Source organism: Paenibacillus etheri (genome assembly GCF_001012825.1).
Lineage (GTDB): Bacteria > Bacillota > Bacilli > Paenibacillales > Paenibacillaceae > Paenibacillus_AQ > Paenibacillus_AQ etheri.
Genome location: NZ_LCZJ02000028.1, coordinates 118,418 through 134,693, shown reverse-complemented (window position 1 = coordinate 134,693; position 16,276 = coordinate 118,418). Strand labels below are relative to the sequence as shown.

The window sequence follows — 16,276 nt, the reverse complement described above, 5'->3', positions numbered from 1 at the left end:
AGCTTGCCCACGCCCTAGATCTCATCAACCACCGCCCCCGGAAATGTCTGGGGTGGAAGTCTGCTCACGAATCTTTCATGTCCGAAGTGTCGCACTTAGCTTGACAATCCGTCATATGAAAAAACAAGATGTGAAAGAAGCAATAAATGAATTGAAACGTGTGCTAAAACCTGGTGGGTTATTATTTGTTAATTTTTTAACTATCAAGGATTTTCGAGTCGGTGACGGAGTTGATTTAGGAGAGCATCAGTATGAGCAAATGGAAGATGATGAATTAGTAATTCACTCTTATTATGATTATCATGAGGCGGATTCAATGTTTGATGATATGCAGTTAATATATAAAGAAGATCGAGTGCTGGAAAGAAAGTTTGAAGGCGAATGGATACGACAAGGATTTATCGATTACATATATAAAAAATAGCTGGATATGTTGATTTGTTATTTTGTGAGAGACTCAATAAGGATGGCAACATTTAAAGAGAGGTTACAAAACATGGGATATCATTTTTTATTAACTTTATCATTAACGGAGTTGGTCACTTACCCAGATGACTATAATGATTATTATGAAGAGCACTCTCTGGTAAGAGAACTAATTAGAGTTCTAAAAATAGATTTTCCTATAAAACAAATCCATGAGAGATATTTTAATGATCCTGTTAATACAGGTGATGTTCTACTATTTAAGTCTAATGAAGGCTCTAATAATTTTATAATCATTGATACATATAAAGATCCTTTTGATCAATTGGATTTGGTCAGTTTTGGAGCTCAAGTTAATTCGAATGATATTGTAGAAACTAGAGAGATATTTAGAAGGATATATGACAAATGCAGAGTTCCGATTAGTTATCGAGAGGGACAAGGAGTACTGAATGAGAAATCAACCTCATCAAATTATCCGATGGGAATTTCAATTCATAAGTACAAGTACGCGCAACAACTAAAAATTTATTGGGAATAACCCATAAATAAGAATGTTTCGATGAAGTGAACTATGAACTATATAGGAATAAACTAAAAAAGGAGATATACCAATGAATAACAGATCAGACTTGCTAAATCAGTTTAAGGAATGGAACGAATTTGTTCTAGGTATTATTGATTTGGATTGGAAAACACCGATCGCTGAAGGGAAATGGGCAATTCATGATGTTGTTAGTCATATTATGTTATGGGATAAATACTTCTATGATTCGACGATAGAACCGATAGCATGCGATAAAGCGATAACACTTCAACTTATTGATTTCGATCAATTCAATAATGATGCTGTTACATATGGTAGGACAAAAACCAAAGACGAATTAATAGAATTGACTATGAAGTATCGTAACTTAATATTAGATTGTATAAGTAGTCTTGAAGAGGGGAAATACTCGAAAAAATATGTTGACGGAAGGTTTTCCTTTGAGTCCTATTTAAAGGATTTTATATCGCATGACCGACATCATATGATGCAGATTAAAGAATTAAAATGAAGATTGTGAGCAGCTTATTCTCATTCCGTTTATCGGTTGGGAATAAGCTTTTTGTATGTCTAAGATCAGAAGTATCAAGACTCAATGAGACAAAATGTTATATGATTTACCATCCAATTCAGCATTCGAATGAATATCAAACAAGGATCAATGAAAGCCAAACTTCGAAATTCTCCGCTTTCCTTAGGTTTTCTCCTTCTCAAACATTTCGCCCTAGAATTTGTATGAAAAAAAGTGCTTGCCATGTCCTTATATTTCTGGTATCATAATTTTTGTTGTCACGTTAAGACAATCTTGCTAAGGCCCGTTGGTCAAGGGGTTAAGACACCTCCCTTTCACGGAGGTAACATGGGTTCGAATCCCATACGGGTCATATTATGCGGTAGTGGTGGAATGGCAGACACGCTATCTTGAGGGGGTAGTGGGTGTATACCCGTGGAGGTTCGAGTCCTCTCTACCGCATACAAATAAAAAGTAAGAAATCCTTTGCTTGCAGAGGTTTTCTTACTTTTTTTTATAAGGTTAGACAAGTTGATTAGTTCTTAAAGGCTCTTGCATATTGGGGATAGAGTTGTCTGACACAGTCTGGGCAGATATCATGGGTGAATTGTAGAGAAAGCTGATGCTTTAAAAAATGTTCAATGTTGATCCATTCATCCTTAGAATTTCGAATGGATTTGCAGGAAGCGCAGATGGGAATTAACTCTTGTGTTGGCTGACATGTGGAACAGATGCTTGGGATCCCCGACATCTGAGCTCCTTCTATAAATACGCCCAAATCATATAGAGAGATTATAAAAGCAGCTTCTAAGTAATGATCTGAGAGAAGAGGATAGATCTCTAAACGGAAGAGGCGGCTCCCCTTATTAGCGGTTTGTAAGGAGAACTCAGAAGTATAAACCTGACGCTCTCTGCGGAGTATATATTTCATTGATTCATCAAGCTTGGCCCATTGATCGGAATCGACAATCACATCTTGCATAAGTTCTGAATAATAAGCTCCAATCCAATTATTGTGAGTGGAAAGACCGTATTCATAACTAAACAACAACCACTTACTGTTGGTGAACTGGATGACTCCTTGGCTGTTGATGACCACTGTATTGTGGGGGAGGCGTTCAAGTGAATGGATAATGGAAGATGATAAGCATTTTGACAAAAGTCACCGCTCCCTCCTAGAGATCCTTCGGGATGACATGTTAATTAAGGGGGTCAGACGGCATTCATTACATCAGACACTTGTCACCTGATTCGCCTCTTATCGTCACTCTAGCCATATGATATAATCGGATAATACATAGTAACACCAATTATATACTTTTTTGCGTTATTTTGCAATAGGTAATCACTTAAATAAGTCTTTTTTTATTTTTTTGTGAAGGGCGGTTTACGGATGCAGACCATATACGAACGTATAGAGTACTTGATTAAGCAAAAAGGTCTCACCAAGAAATCATTCTGCGAGCAGTTAAATATAAGCACAGGTAATATGGGAGATTGGAAGCGTGGCAAGTCTACTCCGGGAACACACAAATTGATTGAGATCGGCGCTTTTTTTCATGTAAGTCTGGACTGGCTTATTTTAGGTAGAAATACATCTGAAATATTGAAAGAGAGCAGTGAGGACTATGATTTCGAAGAAGTAAAGACAAGTGAAGGCCGTGTGGATGAATTGCTTCCAGAAGAAAGGGAATTCATTAAAGAATACATAGCTTTCGCTGAGTATCGTAAACAGAAATGGGCCGACGAAAATTCTTGAATCAACGCCTTTACATTTTGGGGAAGTACATTTATAATAATGAATGTTGACCTCAAACAAAGTTTTATGTTTAACACACCGCGCGGTAGTGGTGGAATGGCAGACACGCTATCTTGAGGGGGTAGTGGGTGTATACCCGTGGAGGTTCGAGTCCTCTCTACCGCATACAGAATGACGAAAGAAGCCTTGCGATGGAAGGCTTCTTTTTTGTGTGTTTAACGAGCTTTCGGAAAGTCCTGCTTTTTCGCGATAGGGACGCATAAATGGGCTTCGAATCGCTCATCATCCGGTCCGGAATTTTCCGTATATTGTATGAAGAAGACACCATCAGGATTGAAATTATATTCGGAATGCGGTAGCCATTCATTATGTATATGATTCCAAGTGGCCTGAAAAGCCGAGTGAGGCACCCCGTTTGCCGTAAATATAGCATAGGTTGATGCTGGAAAGGTCTTCTGCACAAGCCCTTCAGGAATGCAGCCGAGCTGTTTCACTTCGACCGCAAGGAAGAACTCATGATCCCAAGCAGCTTGTTCCCATAATCGGGGTACAGATGTACGATTCTGAAATAGACCCAGATAACAACCGCTGTCTTGAACTTTTGAGGGGATGGAGTCAAATTTAGCATCAATATCTAACTCGCCAAATACAAATTCCCAAAGATTCGGATAAGGCTCTCCAGAGGCATTAACATTTGTCCAACCGATAACATGTAGTTCTGGCAAATCACGCAGTTCAACCATTGCTTGACCCTCCCAGTAATTTTTTTCATCCATATTATAAATTATTCCATAGGGGTTAGGAGAGAGATTTATCACGATATCATGATTAAAGACAAAAAGGATACTGACCGCATATCAGCTAGTGAACTGAGTGATGTAGCCAGTATCCTTTTTTAAAATTTCTACTTGTATGGATTATTTTAGAAGCTTGGAGATATAGGATTCGATCTGCTGAGGAGTGGTTTTAGGAGCAAAACGCTTAAGGACACGGCCGTCTTGATCTACCAGGAACTTGGTGAAGTTCCATTTCACGCTTTTTGAGCCTAGAACACCAGGAGCTTCCTTAGATAAGTATTTGAATAATGGGTGTGCTTCATCGCCTTTTACATCAATCTTCTCGAACATTGGAAAAGTTACCCCATAGTTAATCTCGCAGTATTCTGCAATTTCATCACTTTCGCCAGGCTCTTGGCCAGCAAACTGATTGCTTGGAAAACCAAGTACTTCGAATCCACGATCCTTAAATTTCTCGTACACTTCCTGAAGTCCTTTATACTGAGGCGTAAACCCACATTTGCTAGCTGTATTCACTACAAGGAGTACTTTACCTTTGTACTTGGACAATGATTCTTCTGCACCCCGAAGAGTGTTGACCTCAAAATCATAAATACTCATGGATGCCACCTCCTTTGTAATTCCCAATTTTGATTTATCGCAATTTAATTGTACACTATTTATGAGGGTGAGCCAAATAGGAAAATTCTATGAACCATTAACGCCCATTCGGTTTATCAAATCACAGCAAAATGAATGATCATAAATTAAATGTATCTGTATATATTTTATGGAAATAATGACTGAATAAAGGCGTTGATCAGAAAAGAGCAATAAATAGCCTCCGTGTTAGGCGTCTTTGGTTGACATCACTCTTAAAATTCTTTAATATGTCTAAGTATCTGAGAATATGTTGCGTGTGCAATTTACAACCAAAAATTTAAATAATGGGTGATGAAGATGTCTTACAGACCGAATATTACGAATGTGACCAAAGCCAGCAGCAACGATAAGGAAGGATTGTACGAGTTCATTATCAAGCTTGCTGATGGAACGGAGTGCCGTGCGTTTTATAATCGGTTTCCGGAATGGAAAATGACGAACATCAGCCGCCTGCTTAAAACTCCATGTCCAATTTGCCGCAAAGATTTCATCTGTAAATGCATGGAGGCATTCACTGCTGATTTCGAAGGACAAATGATCGGCGATCAATGGATTGAAAAGGCAATTGCTGAATAATTAAAGAACGGTACATGTTGGCGCGGGATTTCTATCCCGCGTTTTTGTTTACCCAAAATATGCGATACACTTATCTTTATCAGGGAGGGGGAGCTATGAACGAGGAGCTGAATATTATGCAAAATAAATCCATTGTATTGATCGATGGGGTATGTCACCTTTGCCAGGGGTTGATTCGTTTCATTATCCCACGCGATCCCAAAGCTAAATTTCTATTCGCGCCTTTACAAAGTGAAATTGCCGCTAAGCTAATGAGTGAGGCTGGACTTCAACCTGGGCGGTTGAACACAGTTGTATTGCTCGAGAACGGTGTGTATTATACAGAGTCGGCTGCTGTACTGCGAATTGCACGTAGATTGAGATGGCCTTGGCCTGCTGCGTATTTCTTCATTTTAGTGCCGCGCCCATTACGTAATGCCCTTTACCGGTATGTAGCAAGGAATCGTTACCGTTGGTTCGGGCGTGATGAGCAGTGCCTACTTCCAACACCGGAGATTAAAAAAAGATTTTTGTAAGCCAGAATCTGGGTGGATGTTATAATGTAACCATAAATTGGTATATTCAGAAACATTCTAGCGAGGTGTAGAGGGATGGCGCGAAAGGTAGGTTTTTATCTTTTAATTCTTACGCTAGTTTCTTTAGGTACGTTGGGGACGGTATCAGCAGATGCTAAGTTTAAGGTTATGGTGAATAATTCGAGTGTGAATTATGGCGTGCAAATCGTCTCTGGACAGACGATGGTTCCGCTGAAGGCTTTTGAGAGCTTCAACAATACTTCTATTCAGTGGGAAGCCCGAACAAAGCAAGTAACGATCGTTAGAGGCTCCATGAAGATTAAGCTTACTGTAGGTTCTCGAACGGCGTGGAAGAACTCGGAATCTGTACAACTGGATGTACCTGCTAGAATGTTGGATGGAAGAGTTACGGTACCGCTGAGATTTATTGCGGAAGCTCTTGGAGCTAGGGTAACTGTAGACGCTACTATGAATACTGTCTGGGTTCAGGAACGTGCAAATGCAAAGCTTGTGCAGAATTATTATAGTAACGACTTGGCTGTTTCCCGCATTGCTGCTTTACAATTCCCAGTTGATGAAAGAGAACCGTCTCGATTAACAGGTGATAATGAAGCGTTGTCTATGTCGTATTATTTTCCTGAAGGCAGATCTGATGGATATTTCATAATCTATGGGCATTTTGTATCGTATTATGAGATTAAAGACAACATTAGAACAGTCGTATGGGAAGCAGATTTGGACCTTTCGAAAGAGGCTGATAAAAAAGATTTTACTGCGATATTCGGACACCCCATTGTAAAGGAATATGGTAAAGCCCCTGTCTTAGCACCATCCTATGCCTATTATTATACGAGTGTATGGGGTAGTCAGATTATTTGCGGAATCGTTAATGTAGATGGAACGACTAAAGTTTCAGGGAAGTCGCTGAACTGGGAGAACAACAAGCCCTTTATCGTGGCTATTCCCGGCGAGACCAAGCTTTAAGTACTCTACAAGTCATATAAAATATGGAGATGAATTATGAATAAAGGGAAGCCCAAAGGATTTATGCGTTTTGATTGGCCTTATCATTTTGTGACGATGCCGCTCGCGCTAATTTTGTTTGTGTGGTCGGCGATTTATGCTGTTCAAGAGATACGTGATGATGGTGCTTTAACGGTGCCATTGCTGTTATTCGGCTTGTCCTTATGCCTACTATTTGCGATTACAAGAATTCGTATATATGCGACAAAAAATCAGGACCGTGTGGTGAGAGTGGAAGAGCAGTTTCGCTATTTCCATCTGACAGGCGAAGCTTTGAACCCAGAGCTTGAAATAGCCCAAATTATAGCGCTTCGCTATGCGGGTGATGATGAGTTTCCAGCGCTGTGTCAGCGAGCGGTGAAGGAGAAGCTCAACCCTGCCGATATTCGGTCAGCCATTAAGAACTGGCGCGAAGATAAGATGAGAGTATAGTATCCAGCTAGTGTGCGAAAAAACTTATTGCTGCCTTCATATATATATGCTACTATAGCTGTAAATTAAAGGAATAGTAACGGAAGCACCGTTCAATTACCGTATCCACGGTTATTGTCGGTGCTTTTTTGCTGTCTTTTTTTGAGGAAATAATGGATTCCTTCTTATCGAAAGGAGCGTGGTTTCATGGCGGCAAGGATTGTGCTCGCAGTGCGTGAAAGTCAATATATCGAACCCCTATTGCATTATCTTCATCACAGCGAGTACGGAGAAATGCTGCGTATTACGGCTTTTAGCCGAATGGATGCTTTTATCGAATTTATGAGGGGAGAGGATATCCCGGATGCTGTTGTAGGGGACTCTTCTTTCATCGAGACTTGGCTAGTAGAGGGAAGAAACACGGTTCCATGGGCAGTTTTGAGTGAGGATGGAGGTTATTTCGGTAAGAGTGCTAAGAGTCTGGGAGGGGGAGTGATGATTGCCAAATATCAGGCGCTTCCTTCCCTATTGGGAGCATTCCTCCAGTTATGTGAAGTCCAAAGAGGTAGAGGTTCTTCTGTGCTAGATGAAACGCTCTTGCTGGGGGTTGTCTCTTCTAGCGGCAACATGGGCAAAACAACGATAGCACTGAATATGGCTAAGCAGCTTGGTGAAATGGGCCTTTCGGTGTTCTATTTGAATCTTGAAAGTGTAGACAGCAGTGGGTTATTTCTCCGAATTCCTGCAGGTCATACGCCTGGACTAGAGCGGCTGCTATATGAAATAAAGGCCAATCGAGACAAGGATGAAGTGGATACGATCGAATTAGGACAATACTTCATTAGATATGAACACCTCCGAACAGCTGCTTTCAGGCCAGTTATAAATGTGAAGGAAATGCTACAGATGACTATGCAAGATACGCTGGATTTGTTAGAGCGGCTGGTTGCGGAGAGAAACTTTGACGTTGTTATTGTGGACACCGGCAGCATCGAGGAAGAACGTGCGAAAGCTGTGCTACAGCGAAGTGGGATCCTACTTTGGGTCCTGAAAAATGATGATGTAAGCATGTATAAGACGATGAGATGGCTATCGCATTGCACCGCTCCTAACTCTGGCATGTCACCCCATGTGATGGACAAGAGTAGATTTGTAGTGAATTTTGCGGTAAACCCTTTGGAAGAGTGGGTGCCTCCTGAAGGAATTATCATTGAAGGCGTATGTCCCTTTATCCCATCATGGACGCTGCAACACCGTGAGGAGCTCTTTTTGAATTCTCCGCAATTTCAGCGGGAAATCTTGCAGTTGTGTAAGCGAATTGTAGAGCCAGCGCTCCCATTAGTTTTTACCGGGAAGAACTTGCATGAATGAGGAGATGTTCAGGGCTCTACGTAGTGAGATTCGTGCAGGACTTGATGTAACTTCTGCAGTAGGGAACCGTGAACTCACTGGTTATATCGAACGAACGATTTTAGAAAGTGAAAGTCTCCGTTACTTAACAGCACAGGAGAAGCATGAGTTAGTTAAGAGACTATTTGACTCCTTCCGAGGATTGGATGTGCTTCAGCCATTAGTGGATAATCCGGCGATCACGGAGATTATGATCAACAGTCATACTGAGATTTTTATAGAAGAGGAGGGTCAGATTCGTCGTCTGCCTTTGGAATTTGAGTCCATTAGCAGGCTGGAGGACATTATCCAAACGGTAGTATCCGGTGTTAACAGGGTAGTAAATGACTCCTCTCCTATCGTTGATGCTCGGCTGAAGGATGGATCACGTGTGAATATTGTACTTCCGCCAGTCTCGCTGAAAGGGCCAGCGATGACCATACGTAAATTCCCGGAGAAGCCGATGACGATGAATGAATTGGTGAGTCGTGAAGCTTTAAGCCTGGAAGCAGCAGAGCTTCTGCAAATTTTAGTAGCAGCTAAATACAACATTTTTATAAGCGGGGGAACTGGCTCGGGGAAGACCACCTTTCTAAATGCGTTATCTCAGTTTATCCCTTCACAGGAGAGGGTCATCACAATAGAAGATTCTGCTGAGCTACAGATTGTAACTGTGCCAAATCTTGTTTCCCTGGAGACTAGGAACGCGAATACGGAAGGTAGAGGGGAGATTTCTATTCGAGATTTGATTCGTTCTTCGCTGCGGATGAGACCCAATCGAATTGTTGTGGGTGAGGTACGGGGAGCGGAATGCCTCGATATGCTACAGGCGATGAATACTGGACACGATGGTTCGTTATCAACGGGTCACTCCAACAGCGCGCAAGATATGGTCAGTCGACTGGAGACGATGGTGTTAAGTGCTGCGGATCTGCCGGTGACGGTTGTTCGTCAGCAAATCTCATCGGCGATTGATATTTTCGTACACTTGTCCAGGCTCCGTGATCGATCTAGGCGAGTGATGGAGATTAGTGAGGTTGCGGGCCTAAAAGACGGAGAAGTGGTTTTGAACCCTTTATATGAATTTCAAGATTCCGGTGAGCGAGAGGGACGGGTACAAGGGGGGCTGGTTTCTTGTGGAAACCCGCTTAAGCATACAGCAAAGCTTAGAATGGCTGGTGTAACCTCCTACCCGTTATCACAGGCTGGATTCTGAATTCTAAAAGGGGGAAGAGGTAGTGCTCAAGATTAAGTTTGCTAATGAAAAACTTAAGGAAGCTGATTCCAGAGGTTATTCATTATTGCCGGATTATACGGTATACGAGTTGACCTTGGTACAGAAAATTATGGCTATCGCAGTAGGTAGTTTGCTGTTTTTTGGAGTGGGATATCTATTTTATCATCATTGGATACTGTCGTTACTACTTATGCCAGGTGGGCTGTATGCACCTCGTATGCTGCGTAATTATTTGCTGAAAAGACGCCGGAGTATGCTTAATTTACAGTTTAAACAGACGTTATTTTCATTGTCTTCCTCACTCTCAGCAGGGCGATCGGTCGAGAATGCTTTCCGGGAAGCGGTCCAAGACTTACGTATGCTGGACCCGGAGGGCGGCGGCGATATGATCTCGGAGCTAAATATTATCTGTACGCGCATGGAATACGGTCAGCCAGTGGAGGAAGCGCTTCGGGATTTCAGTGAAAGAGCAGGAATGGAAGATATTGAGCGGTTCGCTGACGTGTTCACTGTATGTAAACGTACAGGCGGCGATCTGGTAGAAGTAGTGCGCCGTACGTCTACGATTATTGGAGAGAAGCTGGATATTCAGCAAGATATTGCTGTAAGCATTTCACAGAAGAAATTCGAAGCGAAAGCGCTGTTAATATCTCCACTAATCATGGTGATCTTTATGAGTTTGACTGCAGGAGACTATATGCAGCCCATGTACACAGGAGCGGGTATAGCCATATCGACGCTTGCATTAGTAGCTTTGTTTTTATGTTATCTCTGGACTACTAAAATAATGGACATTCCGCTGTGAAGGGGAAGAAATCATGCGATGGCTATGTGCAGTAGTCACTATATTTTTACTTGTCGTCTGGGCTCTGTTACGAATTCAATGCGGAAAAAAATATGCCGGATTAAGAGGACTTCCTATGGAAGGATTACGACTTCGGAAGCTGGGTGAACCGCTGCTGCTGCTCATTGAGAAAAGCGGCATCGCCAGTCGTTTTCCATCGTTGATGTTCAGGATTCAGCGTTCCCTGCAGCGAAGTTATGGGATGCGTTACAGTGCAGAACGGACTTTGCTGTTCATGGGTGAGATGCTTAGCTACAGTTGGCTGTTGCTTGTGGGTGGAAGTTTGATCACAGGGTTTAGCGGCGATCAGACAGGTCTGATTCTAGGTTTTTTCTTGGCGGTAGCTCTACCAGCTGCTATGGTCAGTGATTTACATAAAAAGGTGAGGGTGAGAGAGCAAATTATTATGCTCGAGCTACCAGAGCTTCTGAACAGTATTGTACTGCTGGTAGGAGCAGGTGAGACCGTGCAGCGGGCGATTAACCGCTGTGTGGAGAGCCACCGAGGTGATGTTAATCACCCACTGTATAAGGAGCTTAGGATCATGACCAGTGAATGGGAAGGGGGGTATTCATTTCAGCAGGCATTCGAGAATTTTAGCAAGAGATGTGCAGTGCAGGAGGTATCGTTGTTCACGACGACGGTTCTTTTGAATTATCGCAGAGGTGGAGCGGATTTTGTGTTATCGCTGCGCGACCTCTCGCGGATGCTGTGGGATAAACGGAAAGCTATCAGCCGAACGCGAGGGGAGCAAGCTTCCTCCAAACTAGTCTTTCCGATGGTAGTTATCTTTTTAATAGTAATTGTACTGGTGGGAACGCCAGCATTCATGATGTTAAAAATGTAGGAGGGTGAAACTAATGATGACGACAATGTTGGGTAATGTGAAGAGTTTTTGGAAGGATGAGGAAGGCCTGGGGACACTGGAAATGATTCTGATTATTGCTGTGCTGATTGCGGTCGTTCTTTTGTTTAAGGACAAAATTCAGGAGGTAGTAGAGGCTTTGATTAAAACTGCGGGAGAAAAGAGCCAGGAAGTATTCGAGTGAATAAGCTTAAGGACGATCGAGGTAGCTTTACTATTGAAGCTTCAATTCTACTACCACTGGTCATGTGTATTACAATGCTTCTTCTGTTCTTCTGTTTGTATAGCTACCAGAAGTCCATGCTCCTGCAAGTGGCCTCAGGGGCTACTGAGCGTGCGGCTTACAATTGGGACAACAGCCATAAAGAGGTTTCTGGCTCCTATGCTGCTGGTGAGTATGACTCCCTTTATTGGAGAATTGGAGACGATGCTCTGCTAGCCTCTTTATTCGGCGGAGAAGCTGGAAGTGATGGCACGACAATAGAGCTACCTGGTGAAGTGTCAGGTGATAGTGATCTACCAGTGCTTAAACTCAGACATTCGTCCTCTATGATTCCGAATAATATGCCGGGAAATATGAACTACGCATACACGCTTACCGGACGAAAAGTAAGCGTTGAGTTGAATCGTCTACTGGACTTACCTGTACTAGATGAAGTTTTGTCTGATGAGGCAAAGCCAACTGTAAAAACTCAATCTATCATCGCTGAGCCTGTTGAGTTTATTCGTACGGTCGACTTGATGCGTTACTTCGGGGCTAAGTTCAAGGGAGGCTCAGAGGGTACTAGTGGGTCTGGAGTCCACATGGAGAAGAAGGATGCATCCGCAATGATGACCAAGCTTCAGGATAAGTGACTATTTCCTTGCTAGTGAATCTTGTATCTATTGAAGGTAGGGATAAGGAGGGAGGTTTTGATGAGGAGCATCTTTACCAGTTGCCTAGTTAGCGGTAAGAGTCGAAAGAAACAGAGGCAGAGTAAGGGCAAAACGGAAGGTTCGGTCTCAATTTTTTTAATCATGGTTCTGGCCTTCGTCTTTTTATTTACCGCTGTGCTGATTGACTATGCGCGGATTGCGGCCTTCAATGTTCAGGAGGAACGTCTAGCAAGGGCTAGCGTTCGCTCTGTAATGTCATCCTACGATGTTGAGCTACGAGAAAAGTATGGTTTATTCGCCTTTGGAGAGAGTGACGGGGATATGCTGCTGTCTCGGGTACTCAATGATAATATGCATAAAAGTGGTCGGAGTGATGCGTTCAATCTTGTACCTTTCGCATTGGAATCGTCATCTTTGAAATGGAGCAGGCCGCTGGGTAGCTATGATGTTGTTAGTAGACAGATACTGGAGGAAATGAAGTATAAGGCTCCGGTGGATTTTGCTTTGGAATTGGCAGGTAAATTCAAGCCGATGTCAGGAGTAATGGCAGAGGCCTCACGGGCTACTGAACTACTCAGTAAGCTACAGCCGTTATATGACGAGCGGGAAGAGGCTTTGGATCTTATGTTAGAGCAGAGAAGCCAGGCTGCGGAGAGTGGAAGGAGGTTACTTCAATGGATTATGAATCCGCCTGCAGAATCCATTTCTGCCAGTTCACTCGGAAGTATACAATCGGCCGCGGATATTTCAGCACAGTATAGCGACTACCTTGGGAAGTACTACGATGATCTTTATCGTGATAGTAAAAAGCCTGCAAAGTACACTTATCAATTGTCTCTCTACCGGAGTCGAACTACTGAGATGTTATCGCGGCTTCCTGCCTTATTAACAGCTTTTCGTGAAGATCATGAAAGATCATTGGAGGGAGCGAAAGAAGCGTTAAAGAAGGCAGCGCAATTGAATGACGAGATGAGAAAAGTATTGGAACAGTCACGAATGGAGGGGGTGGATCTATCAAATGATCCTGCTAATGACTGGGATATTCCGGCGAGCTCAGGAGAGATAAGCTCAGACCCGCTTAAAAAGCTGCGTGAGCAGGAAGATGCACTGATTCTCTCCTCAACTGATCTAAGTCAGATGGAGAATAGTATATCTATGCAGCAAAGTGCTTACGAGGCCATTGAACCGATCGTAGCAGGAATGTCGGGTGTGCTGTATGAAGCTTTGAGTGAATATGGTGACTCCTATCAAATGATCTCTTCTGTTCTTGAAGCTTCACGCGTAGTGAATAACTATCTACAGAATTACGGTAAGAAGGGAAGTGTTATCGCTAGTGATTTGGCAGTAATCGAACAGCACCGCAGCTCAGATAAAGAGCGTAAGCAATTGGAGAGAGAAGCAAAATCGAAGCTGGGTGAAGCGAAAGCATTGCTTGATAAGATTCGAATGATGGGTAACGGAGTGACAGATTCTCTGAAAAGCTATCAAACACTTCGTCAATATTACGAGGAGAATATTGCTTTTAATAAGGAATTAGTATCAGATTCACTTGTTAATTCTGAAGTAAGCTCTAACCCGTATGCAGCTGGGAACTCAGCGATGGAGAATATGGATGGAATCTATACAGCGATGAGCGGCATTATGGCAGGAGCTAGAGATAGACTTTTTCAAACGGAGTATTCTGCTCTCTATTTTCAGCATTTTGATGTTTCGAAGTTAGCTACCTTAGCACCAGGTTCTGGTGAGAACACAACCGAACTAACGGACCAGCTTAATCCTCAAGCGCAGGAGCTGGAATACATTCTTTATGGATTCCATAATCCCGCAGGAAATGTAGCCGCAGCGTATGCTGAAATATTTGCCATGCGGCTGTCTATTCGAACGATGGAAGGCTTTATTGAGAAGGCAAGCTTAGGAAATCCATTGGCTGTTCTGGCCGCGGCATTGTTGTATGGCATCCAGCAAGCTATTCAGGACATGTTGTTACTCTGTGAGAAAGATTCCATACCACTGTCTAAATACTTACCAGCCCAGCTGACCTATCGCGATCATTTGCGTCTGTTCATGATGATGCATGGAGGCGGGAATGTTCAGTTATCTCGGATGCTGGCTCTCATTCGATTGAACACAGGAATAAATCCAGATGAAAGAAGTACGTATGTCTCGTCGGATATTAAGCTCGGAATGCGGCTATGGTTTCTGCCGGGTGTTGTGAAGCTATTGGATTATAGCGCTGGGTATTCTGGAGAAGTGCAAGGCAGTACATATATGAGAGCAGTGCAGGCTGATTTTTCATACTAGCAGGAGGTTGGTAAGGATATGGGGGACGGGTACCGGATTAGGGGAAAGACGAAGGAAGAAGGCAGCATGGTAGTAGAAGCGGCGATGGTTCTTCCGATCTTCCTACTGTTTGTTCTGTTCCTAATTTCTATTGTACAGATGACCTTGTATTCGACAGCCTTGCAAAGCACAGCATCCGATACTGTGAAATCTATTTCAACGCATATGTACCCGGCAGCTTTGGCGGTGCAGAAATGGGGAGCAACAAGTGAAACTGATGCTGATCCAGTGAAGGGTGGTAGGGATCTATCCGCTGGCAATCAAGCTAAATCGAATTGGACGATTCCTCGCTTGTCACTTACAGATTGGGGCAGTAGTTATGCAATGTCATTACCTAAGCCGCTGAATGAGTGGGTCATGTCGGCTTTAGAAAAGGGGGAGGGACCTCTGCAGAAGCTACAGGCTGAGACCTCTGAGAGTGCACTGGATCTAGCGATTAAACCCTTATTGAAGCCGTATCTGTCGTCAGACTTGTTGGATTATGATCGAATTCATGTATCCAACATTATCGTGCCTGAGTTAAAGAAGGATACCCGACCTTACTTTGGATTGGTTGTTAGCTATGAGCTGCCGATGAAGGTTCCCTTTCTAAACCAACGCATTGTACTTGAGGCGAGTGCTGTTGAACGTCTTTGGATCGGGGATACAGGAGAGGGTACAAATAAGGGCAATGACGGCACTGGTAACCCAGAGGAGTTCATTACAGTTTTGGAAAAACCAAATCCAGCTGTAGCCAATAAGCAAGGTAAAGTTCGTGCCAAGATTCCGCCGAATGCTTCCGCTAGCTTATCCGTTTTTTATAAAAGCGGGGGAAGCACTGCTAAATATTTAGGCTGGAAACAAGCGGATGCGGACGGATATATTGAGTGGGAGTGGAAAATTGGTGTGAATACCACACCGGGTTCATGGCCATTTGTTATTCAGCTCGATGACGGTAGATCTATTGAGGTTATGTTCACAGTAGTGAAATGAGTGAAAAGGAAAGGAGTGTAATCCATGGCGGAGTGGGCATTCTGGGGATGTCTGCCGTTTCTGGCAGCTGCATTTATTACGGATCTAAAGTCGATGAGAATACCAAACTGGATCACTGTGTCAGGCTTGCTTACCGGTCTGCTTGCTCAAGCGCTGATGAACGGCTGGGATGGACTGCTGAAGGCTGGTGTGGGTGCTGTTGCAGGGTTTGCAGTGCTTCTGATCATGTATTTGATAGGGGCGGTTGGCGCGGGGGATGTTAAGCTTTTTGCCGGTATCGGGGCGTGGACAGGAATACTGTTTACATTGCAGGTCGTGATGTACTCCGTTCTGTTCGGAGCTTTAATAGGTTGGCTAATTGTTATAAAGAGACGGGAGACAGGCAGGCGTACGCGTAAGATCATTAACACGATTTCTGGATTTATATTATTGAAGAGTTCATTCCTAGTAAGAAATAAAGATAGTGAGCTGTTGAGATTTCCTTTCATGTTGGCTGTAGTCCCTGGTACCATATTCGCTTATCTTTATTTTTGAACTAGGAGGTGG

Annotated in this window: 20 protein-coding genes, 3 tRNA genes and 1 pseudogene; 21 read left to right on the top strand and 3 right to left on the bottom strand. The window is 43.1% G+C overall.

Going from position 1 to position 16,276, the window contains the following annotated elements:
* From UQ64_RS32230 to UQ64_RS18195, 6 genes and pseudogenes are all read left to right on the top strand, one after another.
* Window positions 1-104: pseudogene (locus UQ64_RS32230) on the top strand (IS30 family transposase); the annotation flags it as partial.
* Between the two features lie 11 nt (window positions 105-115).
* On the top strand, window positions 116-424 hold the full coding sequence (locus UQ64_RS18215; RefSeq protein ID WP_245238074.1) for a class I SAM-dependent methyltransferase: 309 nt from the start codon (window positions 116-118) through the stop codon (window positions 422-424).
* Between the two features lie 42 nt (window positions 425-466).
* Window positions 467-967 carry a hypothetical protein gene (locus UQ64_RS18210; RefSeq protein ID WP_156417600.1) on the top strand — a complete coding sequence of 167 codons (501 nt, stop codon included), beginning with the start codon at window positions 467-469 and terminating at the stop codon, window positions 965-967.
* 73 nt (window positions 968-1,040) lie between these two features.
* Complete coding sequence (locus tag UQ64_RS18205) at window positions 1,041-1,484, top strand: DinB family protein (RefSeq protein WP_060624950.1); 444 nt, start codon at window positions 1,041-1,043, stop codon at window positions 1,482-1,484.
* A 301-nt stretch (window positions 1,485-1,785) separates the two neighbouring features.
* Window positions 1,786-1,857: transfer RNA gene (locus UQ64_RS18200), tRNA-Glu, on the top strand.
* 6 nt (window positions 1,858-1,863) lie between these two features.
* Window positions 1,864-1,946 (top strand) — tRNA-Leu (locus UQ64_RS18195).
* 73 nt (window positions 1,947-2,019) lie between these two features.
* On the opposite strand, the gene UQ64_RS18190 is transcribed toward UQ64_RS18195, so the two are convergent.
* A complete protein-coding gene (locus tag UQ64_RS18190; RefSeq protein WP_060624949.1) occupies window positions 2,020-2,643 on the bottom strand; it encodes a hypothetical protein in 624 nt (207 codons plus the stop codon).
* Window positions 2,644-2,877: 234 nt separating this feature from the next.
* Between UQ64_RS18190 and UQ64_RS18185 the strand changes: the two genes are divergently transcribed.
* Together UQ64_RS18185 and UQ64_RS18180 are read left to right on the top strand one after the other, a co-directional pair.
* Window positions 2,878-3,243 (top strand): helix-turn-helix domain-containing protein, encoded by a 366-nt coding sequence (locus tag UQ64_RS18185; protein ID WP_060624948.1) that lies wholly within the window; start codon window positions 2,878-2,880, stop codon window positions 3,241-3,243.
* Window positions 3,244-3,325: 82 nt separating this feature from the next.
* Window positions 3,326-3,408: transfer RNA gene (locus UQ64_RS18180), tRNA-Leu, on the top strand.
* 50 nt (window positions 3,409-3,458) lie between these two features.
* On the opposite strand, the gene UQ64_RS18175 is transcribed toward UQ64_RS18180, so the two are convergent.
* Together UQ64_RS18175 and UQ64_RS18170 are read right to left on the bottom strand one after the other, a co-directional pair.
* Window positions 3,459-4,019, bottom strand: coding sequence for a GyrI-like domain-containing protein (locus UQ64_RS18175; RefSeq protein ID WP_082651186.1), 561 nt, complete (start codon window positions 4,017-4,019; stop codon window positions 3,459-3,461).
* Window positions 4,020-4,160: 141 nt separating this feature from the next.
* Entirely contained in the window at window positions 4,161-4,640 is a 480-nt protein-coding gene (locus UQ64_RS18170) for a glutathione peroxidase (protein WP_060624946.1), read from the bottom strand.
* Between the two features lie 339 nt (window positions 4,641-4,979).
* Between UQ64_RS18170 and UQ64_RS18165 the strand changes: the two genes are divergently transcribed.
* The 13 genes from UQ64_RS18165 to UQ64_RS18105 all read left to right on the top strand — a co-directional run bounded on the left by UQ64_RS18165 (window position 4,980) and on the right by UQ64_RS18105 (window position 16,264).
* Window positions 4,980-5,258 (top strand): hypothetical protein, encoded by a 279-nt coding sequence (locus tag UQ64_RS18165; RefSeq protein ID WP_042124803.1) that lies wholly within the window; start codon window positions 4,980-4,982, stop codon window positions 5,256-5,258.
* Between the two features lie 95 nt (window positions 5,259-5,353).
* On the top strand, window positions 5,354-5,773 hold the full coding sequence (locus UQ64_RS18160) for a thiol-disulfide oxidoreductase DCC family protein (RefSeq protein ID WP_060624945.1): 420 nt from the start codon (window positions 5,354-5,356) through the stop codon (window positions 5,771-5,773).
* 75 nt (window positions 5,774-5,848) lie between these two features.
* Window positions 5,849-6,757, top strand: coding sequence for a copper amine oxidase N-terminal domain-containing protein (locus tag UQ64_RS18155; protein WP_060624944.1), 909 nt, complete (start codon window positions 5,849-5,851; stop codon window positions 6,755-6,757).
* 36 nt (window positions 6,758-6,793) lie between these two features.
* Window positions 6,794-7,228, top strand: a complete 435-nt coding sequence (locus UQ64_RS18150) for a DUF6526 family protein (protein ID WP_060624943.1) — start codon at window positions 6,794-6,796, stop codon at window positions 7,226-7,228.
* Between the two features lie 186 nt (window positions 7,229-7,414).
* Window positions 7,415-8,578: a P-loop NTPase family protein gene (locus UQ64_RS18145; RefSeq protein WP_060624942.1), complete on the top strand. Its 1,164-nt coding sequence runs from the start codon at window positions 7,415-7,417 to the stop codon at window positions 8,576-8,578.
* Window positions 8,571-9,812 carry a TadA family conjugal transfer-associated ATPase gene (locus UQ64_RS18140; RefSeq protein ID WP_060624941.1) on the top strand — a complete coding sequence of 414 codons (1,242 nt, stop codon included), beginning with the start codon at window positions 8,571-8,573 and terminating at the stop codon, window positions 9,810-9,812. Before UQ64_RS18145 ends, UQ64_RS18140 begins: the two co-directional genes overlap by 8 nt.
* 22 nt (window positions 9,813-9,834) lie before the next feature.
* Window positions 9,835-10,638, top strand: a complete 804-nt coding sequence (locus tag UQ64_RS18135; protein WP_060624940.1) for a type II secretion system F family protein — start codon at window positions 9,835-9,837, stop codon at window positions 10,636-10,638.
* Between the two features lie 10 nt (window positions 10,639-10,648).
* Window positions 10,649-11,524: a type II secretion system F family protein gene (locus tag UQ64_RS18130; RefSeq protein WP_060624939.1), complete on the top strand. Its 876-nt coding sequence runs from the start codon at window positions 10,649-10,651 to the stop codon at window positions 11,522-11,524.
* 13 nt (window positions 11,525-11,537) lie between these two features.
* Window positions 11,538-11,726 carry a Flp1 family type IVb pilin gene (locus UQ64_RS18125; protein WP_060624938.1) on the top strand — a complete coding sequence of 63 codons (189 nt, stop codon included), beginning with the start codon at window positions 11,538-11,540 and terminating at the stop codon, window positions 11,724-11,726.
* Window positions 11,723-12,397, top strand: coding sequence for a TadE family protein (locus tag UQ64_RS18120; protein WP_060624937.1), 675 nt, complete (start codon window positions 11,723-11,725; stop codon window positions 12,395-12,397). Before UQ64_RS18125 ends, UQ64_RS18120 begins: the two co-directional genes overlap by 4 nt.
* Before the next feature lie 60 nt (window positions 12,398-12,457).
* A complete protein-coding gene (locus UQ64_RS18115) occupies window positions 12,458-14,719 on the top strand; it encodes a hypothetical protein (protein WP_060624936.1) in 2,262 nt (753 codons plus the stop codon).
* A gap of 18 nt (window positions 14,720-14,737) precedes the next feature.
* A complete protein-coding gene (locus UQ64_RS18110) occupies window positions 14,738-15,730 on the top strand; it encodes a TadE/TadG family type IV pilus assembly protein (protein WP_060624935.1) in 993 nt (330 codons plus the stop codon).
* 24 nt (window positions 15,731-15,754) lie between these two features.
* Window positions 15,755-16,264, top strand: a complete 510-nt coding sequence (locus UQ64_RS18105) for an A24 family peptidase (protein ID WP_060624934.1) — start codon at window positions 15,755-15,757, stop codon at window positions 16,262-16,264.
* Window positions 16,265-16,276 lie beyond the last annotated feature (12 nt).